Source organism: Amycolatopsis sp. WAC 01376, assembly GCF_003947415.1.
GTDB lineage: Bacteria > Actinomycetota > Actinomycetes > Mycobacteriales > Pseudonocardiaceae > Amycolatopsis.
This window is the reverse complement of sequence record NZ_QHKL01000007.1, coordinates 142,115-163,207: the sequence shown is the minus strand read 5'-3', so window position 1 is coordinate 163,207 and position 21,093 is coordinate 142,115. Positions and strand designations below refer to the sequence as shown.

The 21,093-nt window shown below is 68.8% G+C and carries 17 protein-coding genes; 7 read left to right on the top strand and 10 right to left on the bottom strand.

The window, feature by feature from the left end:
• Positions 1-84: 84 nt before the first annotated feature.
• Genes DMH03_RS31315 through DMH03_RS31295 form a run of 5 tightly spaced genes read right to left on the bottom strand, consistent with a single transcriptional unit; the run spans position 85 to position 7,346 of the window.
• Entirely contained in the window at positions 85-2,808 is a 2,724-nt protein-coding gene (locus DMH03_RS31315; protein WP_125795603.1) for an AbfB domain-containing protein, read from the bottom strand.
• A gap of 9 nt (positions 2,809-2,817) precedes the next feature.
• Positions 2,818-3,810 carry an ABC transporter permease gene (locus DMH03_RS31310; RefSeq protein WP_199749094.1) on the bottom strand — a complete coding sequence of 331 codons (993 nt, stop codon included), beginning with the start codon at positions 3,808-3,810 and terminating at the stop codon, positions 2,818-2,820.
• Positions 3,807-4,763, bottom strand: coding sequence for an ABC transporter permease (locus DMH03_RS31305; protein ID WP_125795602.1), 957 nt, complete (start codon positions 4,761-4,763; stop codon positions 3,807-3,809). The genes DMH03_RS31310 and DMH03_RS31305 overlap by 4 nt, the downstream gene beginning before the upstream one ends.
• A 34-nt stretch (positions 4,764-4,797) precedes the next feature.
• Positions 4,798-6,276: a sugar ABC transporter ATP-binding protein gene (locus tag DMH03_RS31300; RefSeq protein WP_125795601.1), complete on the bottom strand. Its 1,479-nt coding sequence runs from the start codon at positions 6,274-6,276 to the stop codon at positions 4,798-4,800.
• A gap of 2 nt (positions 6,277-6,278) precedes the next feature.
• Positions 6,279-7,346, bottom strand: coding sequence for an ABC transporter substrate-binding protein (locus DMH03_RS31295; RefSeq protein WP_125795600.1), 1,068 nt, complete (start codon positions 7,344-7,346; stop codon positions 6,279-6,281).
• A gap of 161 nt (positions 7,347-7,507) precedes the next feature.
• Here DMH03_RS31295 and DMH03_RS31290 point away from each other — a divergent pair, with 161 nt between their 5' ends.
• The 5 genes from DMH03_RS31290 (at position 7,508) to DMH03_RS31270 (ending at position 12,484) form a co-directional block, all read left to right on the top strand.
• Positions 7,508-8,506 (top strand): LacI family DNA-binding transcriptional regulator, encoded by a 999-nt coding sequence (locus tag DMH03_RS31290; RefSeq protein ID WP_125795599.1) that lies wholly within the window; start codon positions 7,508-7,510, stop codon positions 8,504-8,506.
• Positions 8,507-8,890: 384 nt separating this feature from the next.
• Positions 8,891-9,994, top strand: a complete 1,104-nt coding sequence (locus DMH03_RS31285) for a sensor histidine kinase (RefSeq protein ID WP_233611738.1) — start codon at positions 8,891-8,893, stop codon at positions 9,992-9,994.
• Entirely contained in the window at positions 9,991-10,638 is a 648-nt protein-coding gene (locus tag DMH03_RS31280) for a response regulator transcription factor (protein WP_125795597.1), read from the top strand. Before DMH03_RS31285 ends, DMH03_RS31280 begins: the two co-directional genes overlap by 4 nt.
• 98 nt (positions 10,639-10,736) lie before the next feature.
• Positions 10,737-11,135 carry a hypothetical protein gene (locus DMH03_RS31275; RefSeq protein ID WP_125795596.1) on the top strand — a complete coding sequence of 133 codons (399 nt, stop codon included), beginning with the start codon at positions 10,737-10,739 and terminating at the stop codon, positions 11,133-11,135.
• A gap of 2 nt (positions 11,136-11,137) precedes the next feature.
• A complete protein-coding gene (locus DMH03_RS31270) occupies positions 11,138-12,484 on the top strand; it encodes a DJ-1/PfpI family protein (RefSeq protein WP_125795595.1) in 1,347 nt (448 codons plus the stop codon).
• On the opposite strand, the gene DMH03_RS31265 is transcribed toward DMH03_RS31270, so the two are convergent.
• Positions 12,442-12,795 carry an antibiotic biosynthesis monooxygenase gene (locus DMH03_RS31265; RefSeq protein WP_125795594.1) on the bottom strand — a complete coding sequence of 118 codons (354 nt, stop codon included), beginning with the start codon at positions 12,793-12,795 and terminating at the stop codon, positions 12,442-12,444. The genes DMH03_RS31270 and DMH03_RS31265 overlap by 43 nt on opposite strands.
• A gap of 50 nt (positions 12,796-12,845) precedes the next feature.
• Between DMH03_RS31265 and DMH03_RS31260 the strand changes: the two genes are divergently transcribed.
• A complete protein-coding gene (locus DMH03_RS31260) occupies positions 12,846-13,694 on the top strand; it encodes a DUF1206 domain-containing protein (RefSeq protein ID WP_125795593.1) in 849 nt (282 codons plus the stop codon).
• Positions 13,695-13,745: 51 nt separating this feature from the next.
• Positions 13,746-15,095: a DUF2252 domain-containing protein gene (locus DMH03_RS31255; RefSeq protein WP_125795592.1), complete on the top strand. Its 1,350-nt coding sequence runs from the start codon at positions 13,746-13,748 to the stop codon at positions 15,093-15,095.
• An 18-nt stretch (positions 15,096-15,113) separates the two neighbouring features.
• On the opposite strand, the gene DMH03_RS31250 is transcribed toward DMH03_RS31255, so the two are convergent.
• The 4 genes from DMH03_RS31250 to DMH03_RS31235 all read right to left on the bottom strand — a co-directional run bounded on the left by DMH03_RS31250 (position 15,114) and on the right by DMH03_RS31235 (position 21,085).
• Positions 15,114-17,684, bottom strand: coding sequence for an FtsX-like permease family protein (locus tag DMH03_RS31250; RefSeq protein ID WP_125795591.1), 2,571 nt, complete (start codon positions 17,682-17,684; stop codon positions 15,114-15,116).
• Between the two features lie 4 nt (positions 17,685-17,688).
• The gene (locus tag DMH03_RS31245) at positions 17,689-18,429 is read right to left on the bottom strand and encodes an ABC transporter ATP-binding protein (RefSeq protein WP_125795590.1); all 741 of its coding nucleotides are present in this window, start codon (positions 18,427-18,429) and stop codon (positions 17,689-17,691) included.
• 185 nt (positions 18,430-18,614) lie between these two features.
• Positions 18,615-20,003, bottom strand: coding sequence for an amino acid permease (locus DMH03_RS31240; RefSeq protein WP_125795967.1), 1,389 nt, complete (start codon positions 20,001-20,003; stop codon positions 18,615-18,617).
• 194 nt (positions 20,004-20,197) lie between these two features.
• The gene (locus DMH03_RS31235) at positions 20,198-21,085 is read right to left on the bottom strand and encodes a LysR family transcriptional regulator (RefSeq protein ID WP_125795589.1); all 888 of its coding nucleotides are present in this window, start codon (positions 21,083-21,085) and stop codon (positions 20,198-20,200) included.
• Between the last annotated feature and the right edge of the window lie 8 nt (positions 21,086-21,093).

Here is a 21,093-nt window from a genome sequence, read left to right as displayed (position 1 = left end):
CTTCACACCTTGCCGAGGTACATGAAGGACCCCTTCCTTGCGCCAGGCGCAAGGAAGGGGTCCTTCATGTACTCACGAGACCCGCTACGGAGCCCAGGCCGCCGAGACCGCCCAGGTCACGTCCTGGTCGTACGACACCGGGTTGTCGAACGGGTGCCCACCGCCGCTGGCCGCGACGTAGACGTACTCGGCGTAGTGCCGCATGTTCGTGCCGAGTTCGTTGACCGACGCCAGCCGGACGCCACCGGTCCCGGGCTGGGCGCAGAACGTCGCGTCCTTCCGGAACAGGTCGGTGTTGTCGTTTCCGGCCAGCCGCACCCGGAAGTCCGCGTGCCGCAGGAACTGGCCCGGATAGTTGCGCGCCTCCAGCGAGTAGCACGACGGATCGGCGAGCCCGCGCCGCACGACGAACGTCGCGTCCGCCTTCAGCAGTGCCGGACTCGACGCGTTCACCACGTCCGTCCGCGCGAGACCGTCACGGTGCCGCAGGAAGCGGTCGGTGTAGCCGGGTGTGGTCACCTTGAATGATCGCGCCTGGTCCAGCGGCAGATCGGCACCGCTGCGCCAGAGTGGGACCGAAGCGGCCCACGTCGTGTCCGCCGCGAAGCTCGACGGCGTGTCCCAAGGGTTCGTCCCGCCGCTGCGCGCGAGATAGACGGTCGCGGCATAGTGACGGAGGTACGCGCCACGCTGGTTGAACGACTCCAATGCCGTGCCGCCGACGCCTTCCCGCGCGCAGAAGGTCGCGTCCCCGGCGAACAGGGCCGAGCCGTCGTTCGCGTCCTTGCGGATCCGCGAAGCCGAATGCCGCAGGAAGTGCCCGGGGTAGTTCCGCGACTCGAACGACAGGCATGACGCGTCGGCCAGCCCTTGCCGGGTCCAGAACGTCGCGTCCTTCTTGGCCAGGTCCGCGCTGCCCTCACCGAGGACATCTGTCCGGACGAAATCGTCCTGGTGCCGCAGATAGCGATCCGTGTACCCGGCCGTGGTGACCCGCAACGACACGAGTTCGCCCCGGCCCACCTCCGTGCCCTTGGCGATGGCGAGCACCTTCTGGTTGATCTCGCGCACCCGCGCCTCGGTCATCTTCAGCACGCGGCGGTCGTAGGTGTAGAAGCCGTTGACCTCGTTCTCGACGTCGTACGGCTCGGTGTAGACCGACGCGGAAAGCCCGCGGCCGTGCACGAACCGCCCGACCTGCTTGGTGATTTCCACGTACCGGTTCGTCAGCGACGTCTCGTCCGGGTACAGCGCACCGTACGCGAAACCCTTGCCCGGCTCCCATTCGTGGCCTGCCACCTGTCTGCCGAGGCCGCCGTACTCCCCCAGCACCGCGATCCGCCGCGCGTCCGGCTGTCTCGTCCCGGTCGACATCTGGTACGCGTGGTCGTCGATCACGTCACCGTTGCCCGGATCCGGATCGGACACGCAGCAGTTCGATCCGGAGTTGTGGTTGATCAGCCGGGTGTCGTCGATCGAGCGGACCAGGTCCACGATGCGACCGGCGTCGTATTCTCCCCAGCCTTCGTTGAACGGGACCCACTGCACGATCGAGGTGATGCTCTTGTGCTGCTCGATCATGCGCCGTAGTTCGGACTCGAAGTTCGTGTGCCCGTTCGGGACTTCGTCGATCGAGTCGAGCGACGGCATGTCCTGCCAGACCATCAGCCCGAGCCGGTCGGCGTGGTAGAACCACCGCGCGGGTTCGACCTTGATGTGCTTGCGGACCATGTTGAAGCCCAGCGCCTTCTGGCGTTCGAGGTCGAACCGCAGTGCTTCGTCGGTCGGCGCGGTGTAGATGCCGTCCGGCCAGTATCCCTGGTCGAGCGTGCCGAGCTGGAAGACGAACTTGCCGTTCAACAGCGGCCGCATCACGCCGCCGACCATCGCCTTGCCCAGCGACCGCATCCCGAAGTACCCGGTGACGGCGTCGCCTCCCGGCAGCCGCACGCGCAGGTCGTAGAGGAACGGGTCGTCCGGTGACCACAACCGCGCGTTCGGCACGGGGACCCGGATGTGCGAGCCCACCACCCCGCTCGCGGTACCGACCACTTGACCGCCCGAAAGGACTTCCGCGGTCGCCTGCTGCCCGGCAGTGCCCTGGACGACGAGGTCGAGCGCACCACCGGGCACGTCGGGAGTGGTGTCGAGCCGGGTGATGTGCTCGGCTCGGACCGGTTCCAGCCAGACGGTCTGCCAGATGCCCGACGCCGCCGTGTAGAAGATGCCGCCGGGGGTCTTCCGCTGCTTCCCGACCGGGTACCGGCTGCCGTCGACCGGCGACGCGACGCCGACGACGATCTCGTTCTCCCCCGCCTTGAGCGCCGGGGTGATGTCGAACGAGAACGCGTCGAAACCGCCGGTGTGGCCTCCGATCGAAGTCCCGTTGACCCAGACCCTGGTCTCCCAGGTGACCGCGCCGAAGTTGAGCTTCACCCGTCGACCGTCCCAAGTGGACGGAACGGAGAACGTACGGCGGTAGAACATGTTGTCCTCATGCCGTTTGATCCCCGAAAGCATCGACTCGATCGGGTACGGCACCAGGACGTTCTCGCTCAGCGGCCTGCCGATCGGTGGCGAGTTCAGATTCGGCGCGCCGGTGAAGCCCCAGGTCCCGTTGAGGTTGAGCCATTCGGAGCGCACCAGTTGCGGACGCGGGTACTCGGGCAGCGCGTTCGACGGCGAGACCTGATCCGTCCACGGGGTGGGAAGTGGGACGGGGGCGGCTTGGGCGACGGGCACGAGTGTCGTCGCGGCGGCCAGCAGACCGGCCACGACGCTCAGGACGCGCGCGGTTCTTCGGTGCATGCGATCTCCCTATCTCCGGGCGGTCGTGCGGGCGAGCGACCGCTGCAGAACAACGACCACCAGCAGGAACGCACCGCTGACCACCGACTGGTAGTTGCTGTCGAGAGTTCCTATCTGGTTGATTACGTTCTGGATGACCGTTCGGATGCCTACCCCGATGACAGTTCCGAGAATCGAGCCCATTCCGCCGGTCAGGAGGGTGCCCCCGATGACGACGACGGAGATCGCGTCCAGTTCGAGGCCGACCCCGATCACCGTGACGCCGGACTGCAGGTAAGCCGCGGTGAGCGCGCCCGCGAGCCCGGAAAGGACGCCGCTCATCACGTAGACGGTGACCTTGGTGCGCGCCACCGGCAGTCCCATCAGCTTCGCGGACTGCTCCGAGCCGCCGGTGGCGAACACCGACTGCCCGAACCGGGTCCGCCGCAGCACGAGCCCGCCGATCAGGCACAACGCGGCCGCGATGAACACCGGGTAGCCGAAGCCGAACATCGTGCCGCGGCCGAGCTCGACGAACGCCTCGCCCTCCGGGATCTTGTACGTCGTCGCGCCCTCGCTGGTGATCGCGAGCAGCAGGCCGCGGGCGAACAGCAGTGACGCCAGTGTGACGATGAACGGAGCCATCCCGGTCTTCGCGACGAGCAGCCCGTTGATCAACCCGATCAGCCCGCACACCGCCAGCGGCAGCAACAGTGCCACGAGGAAACCCCATTGCGACCCGTAGGCGGCGAGGACCCCGCCGAGCGCGTAGACCGAGCCCACCGACAGGTCGATCCCGCCGGTGATGATCACGAAAGTCATGCCGAGCGCGATGATCGCGAGGAACGAACTCTGCAACGCGATGTCACGCAGGTTGTCCAAGCTGCCGAAGCGCGGGAACAGCAGCCACGCGACGGCGACCATGAGCACCAGCGCGATCGCCGCGCCTTGTTTCTGCAGCACTCCGGTCATCAGCTCGCGCCGGGTGGAGTCCTGAGCGGCCATCGTGGGCGCCGCGGTCATCGGCTGCTCCGTTCCCGTGCGACGTACACCGCGACGACGATGATCGCGGCCTGGATCATCTGCGCGGTCGAATCCGGCAGGTTGTGCTTGATGAGCGTGGCGCGGACGAGCTGCATGAGCAGCACCCCCATCACCGTGCCGAGGATGCGGACACGGCCGCCGGTCAGCGGGGTACCGCCGACCACGACCGCGGTGATCGCGGACAGTTCCATCAGCAACCCGGCGTCCGCGGGATCGCCGGCGCCGAGCCGCGCCGTCGAAAGCACCCCGGCCAGCGCCGCGAGCAGCCCGCAGATCGCGTACACGCCGATGAGGACGCGGTTGACCGGCAGCCCGGCGAGCACACTGGCCCGCCGGTTGCCGCCGATCGCGACCAGCCGCCTGCCGAACGCCGTCTTCCCGACCAGCGCCGCCACCAGCACCGCCAGGACAGCCGCGATGAGCACGCTCACCGGGATCCCTAGCACCTCGCCGTTGCCGAGCGCGAGGAACGTCTCGTCGTGCAACTGGATGAGCTGACCGTCGGCGAGCACCAGCGCGAGGCCGCGTCCCCCGACCAGTAAGGCGAGTGTCGCCACGATCGGCTGGATCCCGACTCTGGCCACGAGAACACCGTTGAACGCTCCCGCCGCCAACCCGGCCGCAAGGGCGATGGCGACCGCGGGCAGCGTCCCGTAGCCGAGGTACAGCGGGACGAGCGCGGCCGACAGCGCCATCACCGCGCCCACCGACAGGTCGACGCCCTCGGTGCCGATCACCAGCGCCATCCCGAGCGCGACCACCAGCACCGGTGCGGCCTGGATGAGCTGGGTGCGGAAGTTTCCGACGGTCAGGAAGTTCGCCGTGAACGCGACGTTGAACAGCACCAGCGCGACGACGGCGACGTACACGCCGTACTCCTGCAGCCACCGCGCCAACCGGGTCCGGTCCACCGGTTTCGCCGTATCCGTCATGGTGGGCCCCGGTTCCTCCGTTCTTCGCTGGGTACTAGTCATTCGCGTCCCCGCCCGAAGCGATCGCGGCCAGCACGTGGTCCTGGGTCAGCTGCTCCCCCGCCAGTTCCCCGACCACCGCGCCGTCCTTCAGCACGATCAGCCGGTCGGCGCCGTCGAGGAGCTCCTCCATCTCCGACGAGATCAGCAGGACGGCGAGCCCGTCCTTCGCGAGTTCGTCGATCAGCGCCTGCACCTCCGCCTTCGCGCCGACGTCGATGCCCCGGGTCGGCTCGTCGAGCAGCAGCACTTTCGGTTCGGTGCACAGCCAGCGGGCCAGCAGCACCTTCTGCTGATTGCCGCCGGAGAGTTCGGCGACCTTCTGCTCGGGGCTGGACACCTTGATCCGCAGGCGTTTCACGAACGTGTCGACGATCCTGTCCTGCCGGGCACGGCTGACCATGCCGAAGCGGGACAGCTTCGGCAACGCGGCGAGCACGATGTTCTCCCGCACCGAAAGATGCGGGATGATCCCCTCGGTCTTGCGGTCCTCGGCGAGCATGCTGACGCCCGCGCGCATCGCGGCGGCCACACTCCCTTGCGGCACCTGCTTTCCCCCGACGAGGACGGTGCCGCCGGACAACGGCAGATCGCCGACGATCGCCCGCGCGGTCTCGGTCCTTCCGGAGCCGAGCAGTCCGGCGAGGCCGACGATCTCGCCGGGTTTGATCTCCACCGAGACCCCGCCGAGACGGTTGCCGCTGGTGAGGTTCTCCGCCCGCAGCACCGGTTCCCGGCCCGCCTCGTGGTCGCCCTCGAAGGCCGTCGCGCCGTGCGAGCGGATGTCACCGGCACTGCGGCCGAGCATCATCGACACCAATTCCAGCCGCGGCAGGTCCGCGAGCGGTCCGGTGTGGACTCGCTTGCCGTCCCGCAGCACCGTGACGCGGTCGCAGATCCGGTAAAGCTCGTCCATCCGGTGACTGACGTACACGATCGCGATCCCGCGTTCGTGCAGTCTGCCGATGACCTCGAACAGCGTCTCGACCTCGCGCGGTTCCAGCGAAGATGTCGGCTCGTCCATGATCACGACGTCGGCCTCGACCGACACCGCACGGGCCAGCGCGACCATCTGCTGGGCACCGACGCCGAGTGTCCCGAGTGGACGGCGGACGTCGGCGTCGATGCCGTAGTCCTTCAGCAGCGCCGCCGCGCCGGCGTTCATCCGCGCCCAGTCCACCAGTCCGAACCGCTTCCTCGGCTCGCGGCCGAGGAACACGTTGCTCGCCACGCTCATCAGCGGGATGAGGTTGACCTCCTGGTAGATCGTGGAGATCGCGCCCCGCGCGTGGATCGTGCCGGAGTCCGGCCGGTGCACGCCGGTGAGCACCTTGATCAGCGTCGATTTGCCGGCGCCGTTCTCGCCCACCAGCGCGTGCACCTCGCCCGGCCGCAGCGCGAACGACACGTCGTCGAGCGCGCGCACCCCGGCGAACGTCTTCGTCACGCCTTCGACCTCGAGAACCGGTTCCATCGTCAGTACGCGTTCCCGAGCTTCTGCGCCGCGTTCGCCGAGTCGTACTGGTCGTCGGAGATCACCACGGTCGGCGGGATCTCCTTGCCGGCGGCGAAATCCTGCAGCGTCGAGAAGGCGAGCGGGCCGAAGCGCGGGTTGGACTCGATCACCGCGTTGTAGCTGCCGTCGGCGAGGAGCTGGACCGCGTTGCGGGTGCCGTCGATCGAGACGATCTTGACGTCCTTGCCCGGCGTCTTGCCGGCGGCTTTGAGCGCGGTGACCGCGCCGATGCCCATCTCGTCGTTCTCGGCGTAGACGGCGGTGATCTCGGGGTTGCTCTGGATCAGCTGCTCCATGACGGCCTGCCCCTTGGACCGGTCGAACTCACCGGTCTGCTCGGCGACGATCTGGATGCCCGTGGTCGAGGCGATCTCGTCCTTGAAACCCTTGGTGCGGTCGGTGGTCACGTTGTTGCCGGACGCGCCGAGCAGGATCGCGACCTTGCCGGTGCCGCCGGTCGCCTTCACCATCTCCTGCGCCGCGCGCTTGCCCTGCTCGACGAAGTTGGAGCCGATGAAGGTCAGGTAGTCGGAGCACGGCTGCGAGGTCACCTTGCGGTCGATCGTGATGACCGGGACCTTCTTGGCCTTCGCCGCGTCGAGGGCGGGCTGAAGGCCGTCGGAGTTCAGCGGGGCCACGATGAGCAGCTGCGCGCCCCGGTCCAGCAACGACTTGATGTCGCTGACCTGTTTGTTGAGATCGCTCTGCGCGTTGGTGACCAGGAGTTTGTCGGCCGGGACACCGAGTTTCGTCGCTTCGTCCTTGATGGACTGCGTTTCGGCGATGCGGAACGGATTCGCCTCCTTCTCCGACTGGGAGAAGCCGATGACCGCGTTCTTCACGTCCACCTGCGGATAGCCGACCTTCTCGCGGGCGCATCCCGGCCCCGCGGCCTGGTTCGGCGCCGCCGAAGCGGCCGGTCCCGCCCCCGACGGGGCGGATTGCTGGGTCTCGCGACTGGTGCAGGCCGTCAGCGCGAGCGCGAGGCCGGTCACCAGGAGCAGGGTGCGGCGGATGGGCAGGGACATCGATCGCTCCTCGGGGAAGTCGAGCACAGGGGTCTGCGGTGACCCATGTCACTCATTAGGACGATGCCAGATTTACATCGTTGGTACAACGTTGTAAATCCGCCGTTCGCGCGGCTAGGCTGTGCCGGATCTGTGCCGGAGCACTGCAGAGGGGAGCGAGGGTGGCCACGCTCAAGGACGTCGCCAAGCTGGCGGGCGTCTCGGTCAAGACCGTGTCGAACGTGGTCAACGGCTACGACTTCGTCAAACCGGAGAACCGCAAGCGGGTCGAGGAGGCACTGGCGTCGACCGGCTACCGGCCCAACCTCGGTGCCCGCAACCTCCGTCGCGGCCGCACCGGGTTCCTCGGGCTGATGCTGCCCGAGTTGAGCATCCCGTACTTCGGCGAACTGGCGGGGCTGGTGCTGCAGGCGGCGCAAGAACACGAGTGGAACGTCCTCATCGAACAGACCCTCGGCACCAGGGAGCGGGAGCGCAACGCCCTGTCCGCGCTGGGACCGCATCTGATCGACGGCGCGATCATCAGCCCGGAAGCTTTGCACACCAACGACTTCGAAGACCTGGCGCCAGGCGTCCCGCTGGTGATGCTCGGCGAGCACGTCGTCGACGTCCCGATAGACCACGTCGGCATCGACAACGTCCAGGCCGCCCGGATCGCCGTGCGGCACCTGATCTCACTCGGCCGCCGCCGGATCGCCGCGATCGGCGCGCATCCGCAGCGCCACACGGCCGCGCAACGGCTGGAGGGCTACCACTCCGCGCTCGAAGAGGCCGGGCTCACGCCCATTCCGGAACTCGTCCTGCCCGCTCTGCGCTACCACCGCGCCAACGGCGCCGAGGCGATGGCACATCTCCTCGCGCTGCCGGAACCGCCCGACGCCGTCTTCTGCTTCAACGACCTTCTCGCCATCGGCGCCCTTCGCGCCGCGGCCGAACGCGGCGTCCAGGTGCCGTCGGACATGGCGATCGTCGGCTTCGACAACAACGAGGAAAGCGCGTACAGCCTGCCCTCGCTCACGACGATCGCGCCGGACAAGGCGGCGATCGCGCGGGCGGCGGTCGATCTGCTGCGGCGGCGTATCGCGGGCGGGAGCGACCTCGAACCGGAAGACGTCCAGACGCCGTTCTCGCTGGAGATCCGGAACAGCACGATCACCTGACCCCGCAAGCAGGTGACTGATTGCGGGGCGCCTGAGCACGCGGCGCTTTGGGTCGACGGGGCCCGAGTGTCCACAGAGGACTTTATCCTCCAGCTGAATGCCCGATTTGCGCCAAGGTGGGCGGTTCCACGTGGGGGTCAGTGCAAATGCCTTAAATCGGGCATTGCCATCTCGAAAATGTCCCGAATGGACAGTCAAGGAGGTGTCTAGCTCCGTGAAGGACCCCTTCATGTACTTCACCAGGCGCTCACGCCAGGTCGCCAGCCCCCGCCCTGCCGCAATGGGTCCTCTGGATGCGGTCCTTGCACGCGCAACCACCGCATCCAGAGGACTAATTGCGGGAGTCGCTTGCGACGACTACGCGCAGTCGAGCATTGTGTGTCCGTGAACCGGGCCTTGGCTGTGCTGACCCTCGTCGCGTACGTGACGTTGCCCCTCGGCTCGGCCAAGTACGAGACGCTCGTGCTCCCGACGCTCGTCGCCGGGCTGGTCTACGCGGCGATCGCGGTCATCGGCTTCCCTTGGGTCCAGAAGCACGGACGTGCGTGGGCGATCGCGTATGTCTGCGTTCAGTTACCGCTCGGCTTCACCCTGTTCTCGCTTTCGGGCGCCGCCGTCGGGTCCGTCCTGCTTCTCGTGGTCCTTGTCAGCCACACCGTGTTGCTGCTGCCGCTGCCCGTGGCTTTCGGGGTGGCGGTGCTGATCCCGCTGATCCATCTGCCGATGGCGCCGATGGACGGGCTCCGTGAAGGGCTCGGGACGCTGGCGGTCATGATCTTCGCGGCCGTGGTCACCGAACTCGTCGTTCGGGAGAAGCGGGCGCGGGAGGAGCTGGCCGAGGTGCACGAACGTCTTCGCGACCAAGCCGCGCAGGCCGAACAGCTCGCCACGATCCAGGAACGCAACCGGCTCGCGCGCGATATCCACGACGGGCTCGGTCATCACCTCACGGTCGTGCAGATGATGCTGCAGGCCGCCCGCGCGGTGATCGGCACCGGCGACACCGAACGGGTCGACGGGATGCTCGCCAAAGCACAGGACCAGTCGCGGGAGGCGCTGGCGGAGGTCCGCCGGTCGGTCTCCGCACTGCGGGAACCGCGCTCCGAACCGCTCGCGGAAGTGTTGCGGGCACTGACGGACGAGGCTTCCGCGGCCGGCGTGCCGACTGGGTTCGAGGTCAAGGGCGCGGCGCGGGAAACCCGTGCCGAGGTTGAGGAATCGCTGTTCCGGGCGGCCCAGGAGGGATTGACCAACGTGCACAAGCACGCGCGTGCCAAGGCCGCGACCGTGGTGCTCGACTACGCCGAGGCCGATCGAGTCCGGCTCGAGATCCGCGACGACGGTCTCGGAATCGCCGGGGAACCCCCGCCGGACAAGGGTTTCGGGCTCGTAGGGCTCCGCGAGCGGGTCGCCGGGCTCGGCGGCCGGGTTTCGATCGACTCCGCGGAAGGCCACGGCCTGACGCTCACCGTGGAGGTGCCGGGATGAGCGTCCGCGTGCTGATCGTCGACGACCAGGCGTTGTTCCGCGAAGCGTTGGCGACCCTGCTGGAAGTCCAGCCGGGGATCGAAGTCGTCGGCGAGGCGGCCGACGGCGAGCAGGCTGTCCGGCTGTGCGCCGAACTCCGTCCCGACGTCGCGCTGATGGATCTGCGGATGCCGGTGCTGGACGGGATCGCGGCCACCGCTCGGCTTCGGGCCGAGCAGCCCGGCGTACGTGTCCTCGCTCTGACCACCTTCGACGACGACGAGGACGTGTTCGCCGCGCTCCGAGCGGGCGCCGTCGGCTATCTGCTCAAAGACGTCTCGTCGACGCAGCTGGTCGAAGCGCTGGTCGCGGCCGAACGGGGCGAGTCGGTGCTGCAGCCGTCGGTCGCGGCGAAGCTCGTCGCCAGGGTGGCGCGGCTACCCGCCGAGACACCGCGGGCCCAGCCATTGATGACGCCGCTTTCCGAGCGGGAGCTGGAGGTGGTCCGGCTCCTCGCCGACGGCCGCAGCAACCGGGAGATCGCCAAGGCGCTGTTCCTCGCCGAGGGAACGGTGAAGAACCTCGTGACGAGTGTCCTGTCCAAGCTCCAGGTGCGGGACCGGACCCAGGCCGCCCTGCGCGCGAGGGAACTCGGCCTGTTCTGAACCCCGGTCACATGACCTCACGCATGACTTCCGGCACCTGCCCTCGTGCCCCGCCGCGGCCGAACATTGCTCCCGTCGCACCGATCGAGGGAGCCGGAATGAACCACACGACAGAACCCAAGACCCGCAAGCAGGCCATCCTGCACTTCACCCGCCACGCCGTGGAGATGCTTCTCGCGATGGTGGCGGGGATGATCGTCCTCGAACCGGTCTGGTCGTTCCTGTGGCCCGGCCTCGCCGGGAACGTGACCGCGAGTGCGCTGGTGATGGCGACGAACATGTCGCTCGGCATGGCGCTGTGGATGCGGATCCGGCGCCACGGCTGGGCGTCGATCGCGGAGATGTCGGCCGCGATGTACGTGCCGTACCTGCTGTTCATGCCGTTCTACTGGACCGGCCTGGTGTCCGGGTCGACGTTGATGACGGCCGGGCACGTGCTGATGGTGCCCGCGATGCTCGCCGCCATGGTCCGCCGTCGCGCCGAGTACGGATTCTGACCATGCGCACCGTCGTCCGTGTCACGCTGACCGTGCTGGCGTTCACCGTCGCCGCGTTGGCCCTGCCGCTCACCCTCGGCGCCGTCACACTCAGCGCCAGTTTCGAAAACCGCTACGCACAGAGAACCGACGGGATCTCGCCGCAGCCGGTACGCCGGGCGCACGATCCCGCCAAACCCACCGCGGTGGTCGTCGTGGGGAACGAAGGCGCCGTCGTCTCCGACACGCTCGTCCCGTACGAAATCCTGGCTGCGACCGGCGCGTTCAACGTCTACACCGTCGCGCCGGTGGCCAGGCCGGTCACCCTGACCGGCGGCCTCGACCTGATCCCCGACCTCGGTTTCGCCGAGCTCGACAAGCTGCTCCCCGCCGCCCCGGACGTCGTGGTGGTGCCCGCGTTGCCGGACCTCGGCGAGCCGACCACGCGACCGGTGACCGACTGGCTGAAGCGGCAGTCGTCGCGGGGCGCGCTGCTCATGAGCGTCTGCAACGGTTCGGGCGTCCTCGCCTCGGCCGGGCTGCTCGACGGGCGGAAGGCCACCGCGCATTGGCTCCGCATCGGCGGCTTCGACGACGAATTCCCCGCCGTGGACTGGATTCGCGGCACCCGCTACGTCGACGACGGGAACATCGTGACCACGGCCGGGATCCTCTCCGGGATCGACGGGGCGCTGCGGATCGCCGAGCGCTTCGCCGGCACCGAAACCGCGCGGCAGACAGCCCAAGCCGTCGGCTGGTCCCATTACTCCCCCGGCTCCAGCCCGCCGATGACGCAGAACACCTTCGAAGCGGCGGACACCGTCGTCGGGTTCAACACCGCCTTCCGCTGGGACAAGCCGACGCTGGGTGTCCTGCTGACCAGCGGGATCCGGGAACTGGAGCTCGCCGCCGTGTTCGACACCTACGGCCAGTCCCTTGCGGTCGAGACGACGGCGGTCGGTCTCGACGGCGCGCCGATCCGGTCCCGGCACGGACTGACCTTCGCCCCGCGCGACACGCCGGTGGCGGGCGACTTCGACCGGTTGATCGTGCCCGGCGCCGACGCGGCGGCGACGCACGCGGCCGATCGGTACGCCGGGCTCTCACCGGTGTATCTGCACGCCGGGCCCGGGTTCCCGTTCGACGCCGTGCTCGAAGACCTGGTGCGCACCACGGACACCGCCACCACGCGGTGGACGGCCAGGACGCTGGAGTACCGGACCGAACACCTCGCGCTCGGTGGCCCGGCCTGGCCGTGGACGGTCGCGTTCCGGCCGATCGGGCTGGCCGTCCTCGGGCTGCTCGCCGCCTTCGGGATCCGCGCCCTCTACCGCCGCGGGCCGGGGCCGGTCTCCCGGACGACGCGGTAGCGCGGATTCGCGGTCACCAGTGACTCGACCTCGCCGGGCAGGCCGTCGAGTGCCGCTTGGATGGCCGCGAGTCTGCCCGCGGTGTCCGAGGTCTCCTCGAAATGCCGGTAGTCCGCCTCGCTCGCCCAGCTGACGACGTTGACGACCCGGGTCCCGTCCACGCTCGCGTGGAACCGCGCCGAGACGTAACCCGGGTAGAACCGGACCCAGCGGTCCTGGATCTCGGCGAAGGCCTCCACCAGCGCCGCCTGGGTCTCCGGTCCGTCCACGGCGTACTCGATGATCGAGTAGAAACCCTTGTCCTCGTTCATGTTCGCTCCTCGAAACTGTCGGTGGAACCCAGGATTCACCCTCGACCTCGGTGGAGATCAAGAGTGACCTGCCCGACACATTGCTCCGGCCGGACCTGGTGGAAAGCGGACGGCTCGGCAAGGATCGCCCGATGCGCGACAGCAAGACGTTCGGCCTGCTCGCCCGAGGCGGGCTCGTCTGTTACGCGGTCGTGCACCTGCTCGTCGCGTGGCTCGCGGCACAGGTCGCGCTCGGCGACAAGGCGAAGGCGGACAAGGCGGGCGCTCTGCAGATGGTGGTCGCCGAGGGCGGCGCGTGGCTGCTCTGGCTGATCGCGGCCGGGCTGGCCGTACTGGCGTTGTGGCAGCTCAGCGAGGCGATCACGGGCCATCGGCAGGTGAAGACGCGGCGGCGGACGGTGCGCCGGATCGTCAGCGGGATCGAAGTCGTGCTGTACGGGCTCGTGTCCTACAGCGCGGTGAAGATCGCCATCGCGGGCGCCGACGACGGGCAAGGGTCTTTCGTCGCCGGGATCCTCGCGGAGTCGTACGGACAGGTTCTGATCGCCTGCGCCGGGGTCGCCGTCGTCGCGGTGGCGGTTTTCCTCGCCCAGCGCGGATTCCGGAAGACGTTCGTTCGGGAGCTCGACTTCGGCGGCGCCTCCGGGCCCGCCCGGACCACGACGATCCGGCTCGGGCAGATCGGCTGGATCGCGCTCTCCGCCGCGTACGGCACCATCGGCGTGCTGACGGTCGTCGCCGCGGTCACCTTCGACCCGGCCAAGGCGAGCGGCCTCGACGCCGCGCTGAAGACCCTCTCCGCCCAGCCGTACGGCGGCCCGATGCTCCTCGTGCTCGCTGCCGGGATTGCCGCGTTCGGCGCCTTCGCGCTGCTGGACGCGCGTTTCCGCAAGATCTGATCTGCCCGGCGAACCGACCTGTGGCACCGTGACAAACGTCTGGAGGTCGTGATGACAGGTGTGGTCGAGTGGATCCGCGAGCGCGGCGAGGACGATCGGCAGGCGCGGATCGTCGAAGTGCTGGTGGAGGCCTTCGAAGACCTCATGCGCGCGGACGCCGACGCGTTCCGCCGCAAGTTCCGCAAGATGGCGGCCGCTCCGTTCGCCTTCTACCGGGGTTCGGCGTGCCTGTTCTACGCGGACATGGCGCACGAGAACGATCCGTGGGCGAACGAGAAGACCAGCCGGGTGTGGATCCAGGGCGACCTGCACGCCGAGAACTTCGGCAGCTACATGGATTCGTCCGGGACGCTGGTGTTCGACGTCAACGATTTCGACGAGGCGTACCTCGGATGCTTCACCTGGGACCTCAAACGGCTGGCCGCCAGTGTCGCGCTGCTGGCGTGGAGCAAGGCGATCTCCGACGACGACATCGAGATGCTGATCGGCACCTATCTGCGCGCCTACGTCAAGCAGGTCCGGGAGTACGCCGAGCGTCCCGGTGACGAACTCGTCCGGCTCGAACTGGACAGCACCGAGGGCGTCCTCCACGACATCCTGCTCCGGGCGCGCCTCAAGACGCGGATCGACCTGCTCGACGAGCTGACCATGGTGGAGGACTTCGACCGCAGGTTCCGGCACGGGCCCGGGGTCCGGGTGCTGGAGAAGGCCGAACACGAGATCGCGACCAAGGCCTTCGAGTCCTACTTGGACACGATCCCGGAGAACAAGCGGTTCGGCAGCATCACCTACCGGGTCAAGGACATCGTCGGCCGGACCGGTTTCGGCATCGGCTCGGCCGGGCTGCCCGCGTACAACATCCTCGTCGAGGGCCGGACACAGGCACTCGAGAACGACGTCGTCCTGTCGATGAAACAAGGGAACGTGGCGGCGCCGAGCCGGATCGTGGCCGAGGAGAGCATCCGCGGCTACTTCTCCAACGAGGGGCACCGCACCGCCGTGTCCCAGCGCGCGTTGCAGGCGCACGCCGATCCTTGGCTCGGGTACACGGAGATCGACGGGCTCGGATTCGTCGTCTCGGAATTGTCGCCCTACGTCGACGACCTGGACTGGTCGGATCTGACCGAGCCGTCGGAGATGGGACCGGTGCTCGACTATCTCGGCAGGGCCACCGCGAAGATGCACTGTGTGTCCGATTCGGACTCGGAGCAGACACTGGTCGGCTTCCAGAGCGAAGAGGCCATCGCCGGGGTCATCGGCGACCGCGAGGACGAGTTCGTCCGCGCGCTGACCGAATTCGGGATGGCCTACGCCGAGCAGTCGCGGGAGGACCACCGGTTGTTCGTGGACGCCTTCCGCGGCGGGAAGATCCCCGCCGTCCGGCCCGCCGCGGAGGGCTGACCGGACGACGAGGGCCCGTTATTCGCGGAGGCCGATCGCCTCGATCGGCTTCGACCGCAGCGTCACGCGGGTGGCGAGGCCGAGCGAGACCAGGCCGAGCAGGATCGCCCCGGCGACGACCCCGCCGAAGACGGTCGCCGTTCCGGACGGCAGCGGTGTCCCGCGCAGGCCGAGGTTCAACAGGACCAAGGGAATCCCCGCCACCACGGTTCCCAGCAGTGTCGCGACCCCCACCGTCGCCAGTGCTTCGAACCGCATCATCCGGATGACCTGCCGCTTCGTGGTGCCGATCAGCCGCAGGAGCGCGAACTCCCGCGAGCGCTGCGCCGTGCTCATCACCAGCGTGTTGGCCACCGAGATCACGACGTAGCCGAGGATCACGCCGACCGCGACCAGGTTCACGTAGAACTGGGCCTGCTGCTGCCCGCCGGCGGGCGCGGCCACCGCCGATCCCGGCGTCACGACCAGCCCCGGATAGCGGCTCGCGAGGTCGTTCAGGGCGGCCGTCACGGTCGCGGAATCCGCGTCGGGCTGCTCCCGCACCAGCACCGAATCGTCCATCCGGTCGCCGGTGTGCGCCCTTGCCAGCTCCGCGGGCAGCACGTAGCGGCCGAAAGCCTGGTCGCGGGTGTAGGTGGCGACCAGCCGCAGCTTCGCCGGAGCGCCGTCACCGAAGTAGAACTCGACCTCGTCGCCGATCTTCTTCTCGTACCAGCCGGCTTCCGCTTCGCTCATCGCCACGGTGTTCCCGGTCAGGTCGGTGATCTTGCCCGACACGACGCCCAGTTCGAGGTTCCCGCGGATCTGCGCGCCGTCCAGTCCTTGCGCCGCGTACCGCTCGACACGCACGCTTTCCTGTTCCTGCACCGTGTTGATCACCTCGGTGCGGACGACCGAGGTCGCGGCGGCGACACCGGGGATCCGCTGCGCTGCCTCGGCGACCTCCGGCGAGAGCCCGCCCGTGCCACTGGCGAGCACGTGGTCCGCGGTGGTCGACTCGACGGTCTCCTCCTGCCGCGCGGCGGCCGCGGAGGTCTGGCTGTAGAACATCGTCAGCGCGAACGAGACCGCCAGCATCACCGGCGTCACCGCGGCGGCGAGGCGGCGCGAGTTGGCCTGGCTGTTCGCGGCGGCCAGGTAGCCGCTGATCCGCGACATCCGGTTGAGCACCGGCGCGATCAGCCGCGTCATGACGGCGACCACCTTCGGGCTGACCACGGCCAGCCCGATCACGATGATCAGCGACGAACCCCCGGAAGCCGCGAGCCCCGCGTCACCGCGGAGGAAGATCGGGACCATCGATCCGCCGAGACCGGCCACCACCAGCGCGCAGCCGATGATGACGCGCACGCGCCCGAGTTCACGCCGCTCCACCGCGGCCTCGCCGAGCGCCTCCACCGGGCGGATCGACGACGGCCGCCGCGAGGCCGACCATGCGGCCAGGCGCGCCGTGCCGAGACCGAGCGCCAGCGCGGCGACGAGCGGGATCGGGCTGATCGCCAGCTCGAAGTCCTGCGGGATCACCCCGACGGCCCCGAACGCGTTCCGCAGCCCGAACCCGACCGCCACGCCGAGGCCGCTGCCCAGCACCCCGGCGACCACCGCGACGATCATCGTCTCGGCGCCGATGAGCTTGCGGATCTGCTGTGGTGTCGCCGCGATCGCCCGCAGCAACGCGAACTCCCTGCGCCGCTGGTTGATGACCAGCGCCAGGGTGCTGGCCACGACGAACACCGCGATGAGGAGCGCGAAGCCGCCGAAGGAGCCCGCGAGCGCCATCAGCAGCATCCGGGTCTGGCTGACGTCGAGGAACTCGACCGTGCTGCGCTCGACCCCGGTCGTCACCGTCACCTTGTCGGTGCCGACCCCGCCGCGGATCCGGTCGGCGAGGTCGCCCGGCGTGACGCCCGGATCCGCCAGCACACCGATCGCGTGCGCCTGACCGGGTGTCCCGGCGAGTTCGGCGGCCTTCTCCGGCGAGAAGAACACCGCGGACTGCCGGGTGAGGCCGTCGCCCGACTTCGGGGCGGCGATACCGGAGACCCGGAACTCCACCGGGGTCGAGCGGATGGCGATCTTCACCCGCTGGCCGACCGCCGCGCCGCTCCGTGACGCCAGTTCCGCGTCCAGGACCACTTCGCCGGCGCCGGCGGGCGCGTGGCCGTCACGCAGCGAGAACGGGGCCAGCGCGGCGGCGTCCCAGTTGTGACCCAAGGACTGGCCACCCTCGGGCCCGTTCAGCGCCCGGCCGTCGGCCGTCACCACATTGGCCGGGAAGCTCTGCTCCGCCACCACACCGCGGACCCCTGGCACCGCGGTGATCGCCCCGGTGAGCGTCACCGGCACCGAAGCCTGCTCGGCGACCTGGTTCCTTTCGAGCGGGCCCGCCCCGGGCGGGTCGACCGTCTGCTGACCGCCGACGACGACCGCCGCGTCGGCGTACCGCTGGGTCGGGACACCGGCCCGCAGACCGGATTCCATCAGGATGCCGCAGCCGGCGACCAGCGCCGTCCCGCAGAGGATCGCGATGAACGCGCCGATGAAACCGCTCAGGCGGGTCTTCGTCGTCTGCCATGCCAAATCCCACATGACGTCACCACTCCCCGAGGTGGGTCATACGCTCGGCGACCCGCTCCGGCGTCGGCTGCGAGAGGTGGCCCGCCAGCTTGCCGTCGGCGAGGAACAGCACACCGTGCGCGGCCGACGCCGCCACCGGGTCGTGGGTGACCATCAGCACGGTCTGCCCCATTTCGTCCACAATGGACCGGAGCAGGTCGAGCACCTGGCGCGCGGTACGCGTGTCCAGCGCTCCGGTCGGTTCGTCGGCGAGGACGACCTCGGGCCGGGTGATCAGCGCGCGGGCGATCGCCACCCGCTGCTGCTGGCCGCCGGACAGTTCCGACGGGCGGTGTTCGAGCTTCTTCGCGATGCCGACACTCTCGACGATCTGACGCAGCCATTGCGGGTCGGGCTTCTGCCCGGCCAGCCTGGTCGGCAGGGTGATGTTCTGCAGCACGTTCAGCGACGGCAACAGGTTGTAGGCCTGGAAGATGAACCCGACGCGGGTCCTCCGCAGCTCGGTGAGCGCTTTCTCGCGCATCCGGCTCAGCTCCGTGTCCCCCAGCAGCACCCGGCCCGAGCTCGGCTTGTCCAGCCCTGCCGCGCAGTGCAGGAAGGTGCTCTTGCCCGAACCCGACGGCCCCATCACCGCGGTGAACGTGCCTCTGCGCACCTCGACGGTCACCCCGTTCAACGCCGTGACCGCGCCGTCACCGGATCCGTAGACCTTGCTCACGGATTCCAGCTTCAAGGCGCACGCGCCCCCTGCAATCATTGTTTCCCCTTAACCGTGGTGATCTCTCCCGGCTGAACCTACGGCCGTCAAGGGGTGGAAACGATCCCGCGTGAGGGAAGACTCGTGGTAGCGCTGGCACCACCACGCCGTGTCGCGAAAGCCACTTTGGGGACATCAGACGTCCCCCGAAAGTGGCTTTCGCGACTCAGCCGTTGCGGGGCTTGTCAATCCCGGACGGCGGCCGAGGCAGCGTCCCGTTTGGACTCATCGGGCAACGGATCGACAGGGGCCGCCGGAACCTGGGCGACCGGCTTGCCGCGCCGCCTGCGGATCTCGAACCCGAGGAGGATCAGCACGAGCGTCACCGCGCTGAGCCAGAACTGCGACCGGGTCGACGGCAGCAGCGCCATCGCCAGGATCACCCCGCCCATCAGCGCGATGGTCGCGTAGCTCAGCCAAGGGAACAGCCACATCTTGAGCGTGAGCTTCTCCGGATCCTCGCGTTCCAGGCGCCGGCGGAGCCGCACCTGCGCGAGCGCGATCGAGAGGTACACGAACAGCGCGACGGCGCCGTAGGAGTTGACCAGGAACTGGAAGATCAGGTCCGGTGACGTGTAGGCGGCGATGACGGACACGTACCCGATGGCCGTCCCGGCGAGGATCGCGCGCCTCGGCACACCGCTGCGGGACAGCCGCGTGAACGCCTTCGGGGCGTCGCCTTTGCTGGTGAGCGCGAACAGCATCCGCGACGAGGTGTACAGCGCCGAGTTCAGGCAGGACAGCACCGCCGTCAGGACGATCGCGTTCATGATCGTCGCCACCGCCGGGATCCCGAGCACCTCCAGTACGGCCGCGTACGGGCTGACCGCGGTCGCCGGATCGTCCCAGGACTTGATCGCGACGACGATGAACACGGAACCGACGTAGAACAGCACCACCCGCAGGATGATCGACCGCATGGCCTTCGCGACCGCCCGCTTCGGCTCCGCGGATTCGGCGGCGGCGATGGTGACGATCTCCGCGCCGGTGTAGAAACCGATGCACGGGACCACCGCCGCGAGCACGGCGCCGATACCGAGTGGTGCGAATCCGCCATGGGAGACCAGGTTCGTCACGCCACCTTGGGCGCCCGGCCAGAAGCCGAACAGGTACAGGCCGCCGACGACCAGGAACACGACGATCGCGACGACCTTGATCGAGGAGAACCAGTACTCGAACTCGCCGTAGGACCGCGCCGAGACCATGTTGGTACCGGTCAGGATCAGGAGCAGGCCGAGACTGAGCACCCACAGTGGCACATCCGGTACCCACAGCTGCAGGATCCGGCCGCCCGCGACGGCTTCGACCGCCACGACGATGACGAAGAAGTACCAGTACATCCAGCCGACGGCGAAACCGGCACGGTTGCCGAGCGCTTCTCTGGCGTAGACGTAGAACGAGCCGAGCGCGGGTTTGGCGATCGTCATCTCCGCGAGCATGCGCATGATGAGCACGGTGATCAGGCCCGCGATGAGGAACGAGACCACCGCGGCCGGTCCCGCCGACTGGATGACCACGCCGCTGCCGACGAACAGCCCCGCTCCGATGACGCCGCCGAGGGCGATCAAGTTCATATGTCGCTGCTTGAGCCCTGGTTTCAGGCCGCTGGTCTGTGCCGGGTCCGACGCTGAAGTCACGTCTCCTCCTTCTCGCACGCACCGCCGGAGCGGTCGCGCTGGGAGCTCCATTGTGGTTCCGGTCACCGTAGGAACAAGTCCGGCCCTTTGCGAGTGCCAGTTACGATGTGGGAAAGGGGTCCAGATACCACTCAGGACGGTCGCCGCACCGCCAAGGCCAGCAGTTCCGCTGCCGGTCCGGTGAGGCGCCGTCCTTCGGGCCACACCGCGTGCAGCACCCGGGAGAAGTCGACGCCCTCGACCGCGACGGGCACCAGCTCGCGGTCCGTCACGTCCAGCGCGCTGATCACCGCGGGCCCGGCGCCCGCGACAACGGCGTTGCGGACGGCGGACGCGGAACCCAGCTCCAGCAACGGTTTCACCGGGCCCACCCCGGCCTTGCGCAACGCGGCGTCGACGGTCTCCCTGGTTCCGGAGCCGTGTTCCCGCACCACGAGCGGCGTGATCGCCAGCTCCGCAGGGGTCAGCGGGCGACTTTTCCGTGCCCACGGATGCGCGCCGGGGACGACTACCACGAGGTGGTCCACGGCGACCTTCCGTGACGCGAGCCCGGCCGGTGTCCCTGGTGACTCGACGAAGCCGATGTCGACCTTGCCCGCACGCGCCAGTTCGGCGACCTGATCCGAATTCGTGACCTCGAGGCCGAGGTGAAGGCGAGGATTCGCGCGGTTGAGCTCGCCGATCCAGCCAGGGACCAAGTGCTCGGCCAGAGTCATGCCGGCCGCGACGCGGAGTTCGCCCGCGTGCCGGGTCCGCAGGGCCTCGGCGCCGTCGAGCAGTCCGCCGAGTTCGGCGAGCACGCGGTACGCCCAGCCGGCGATCACACGTCCGTCCGGAGTGAGCGCGGAACCGCGGCGGGTCCGGTCGACCAGCACCAGCCCGAGCCGTCGTTCCACTGAGGACAGTCGGTTGCTCGCCGACGGCTGCGCGATCCCGAGGGTGGCGGCTGCCTGCCCGATGCTGCCCAGTTCGTCGACGAGTACGAGCAGGCGCAAGGCGTCCAGTTCCGGTGCTGTCATAGCCAAAC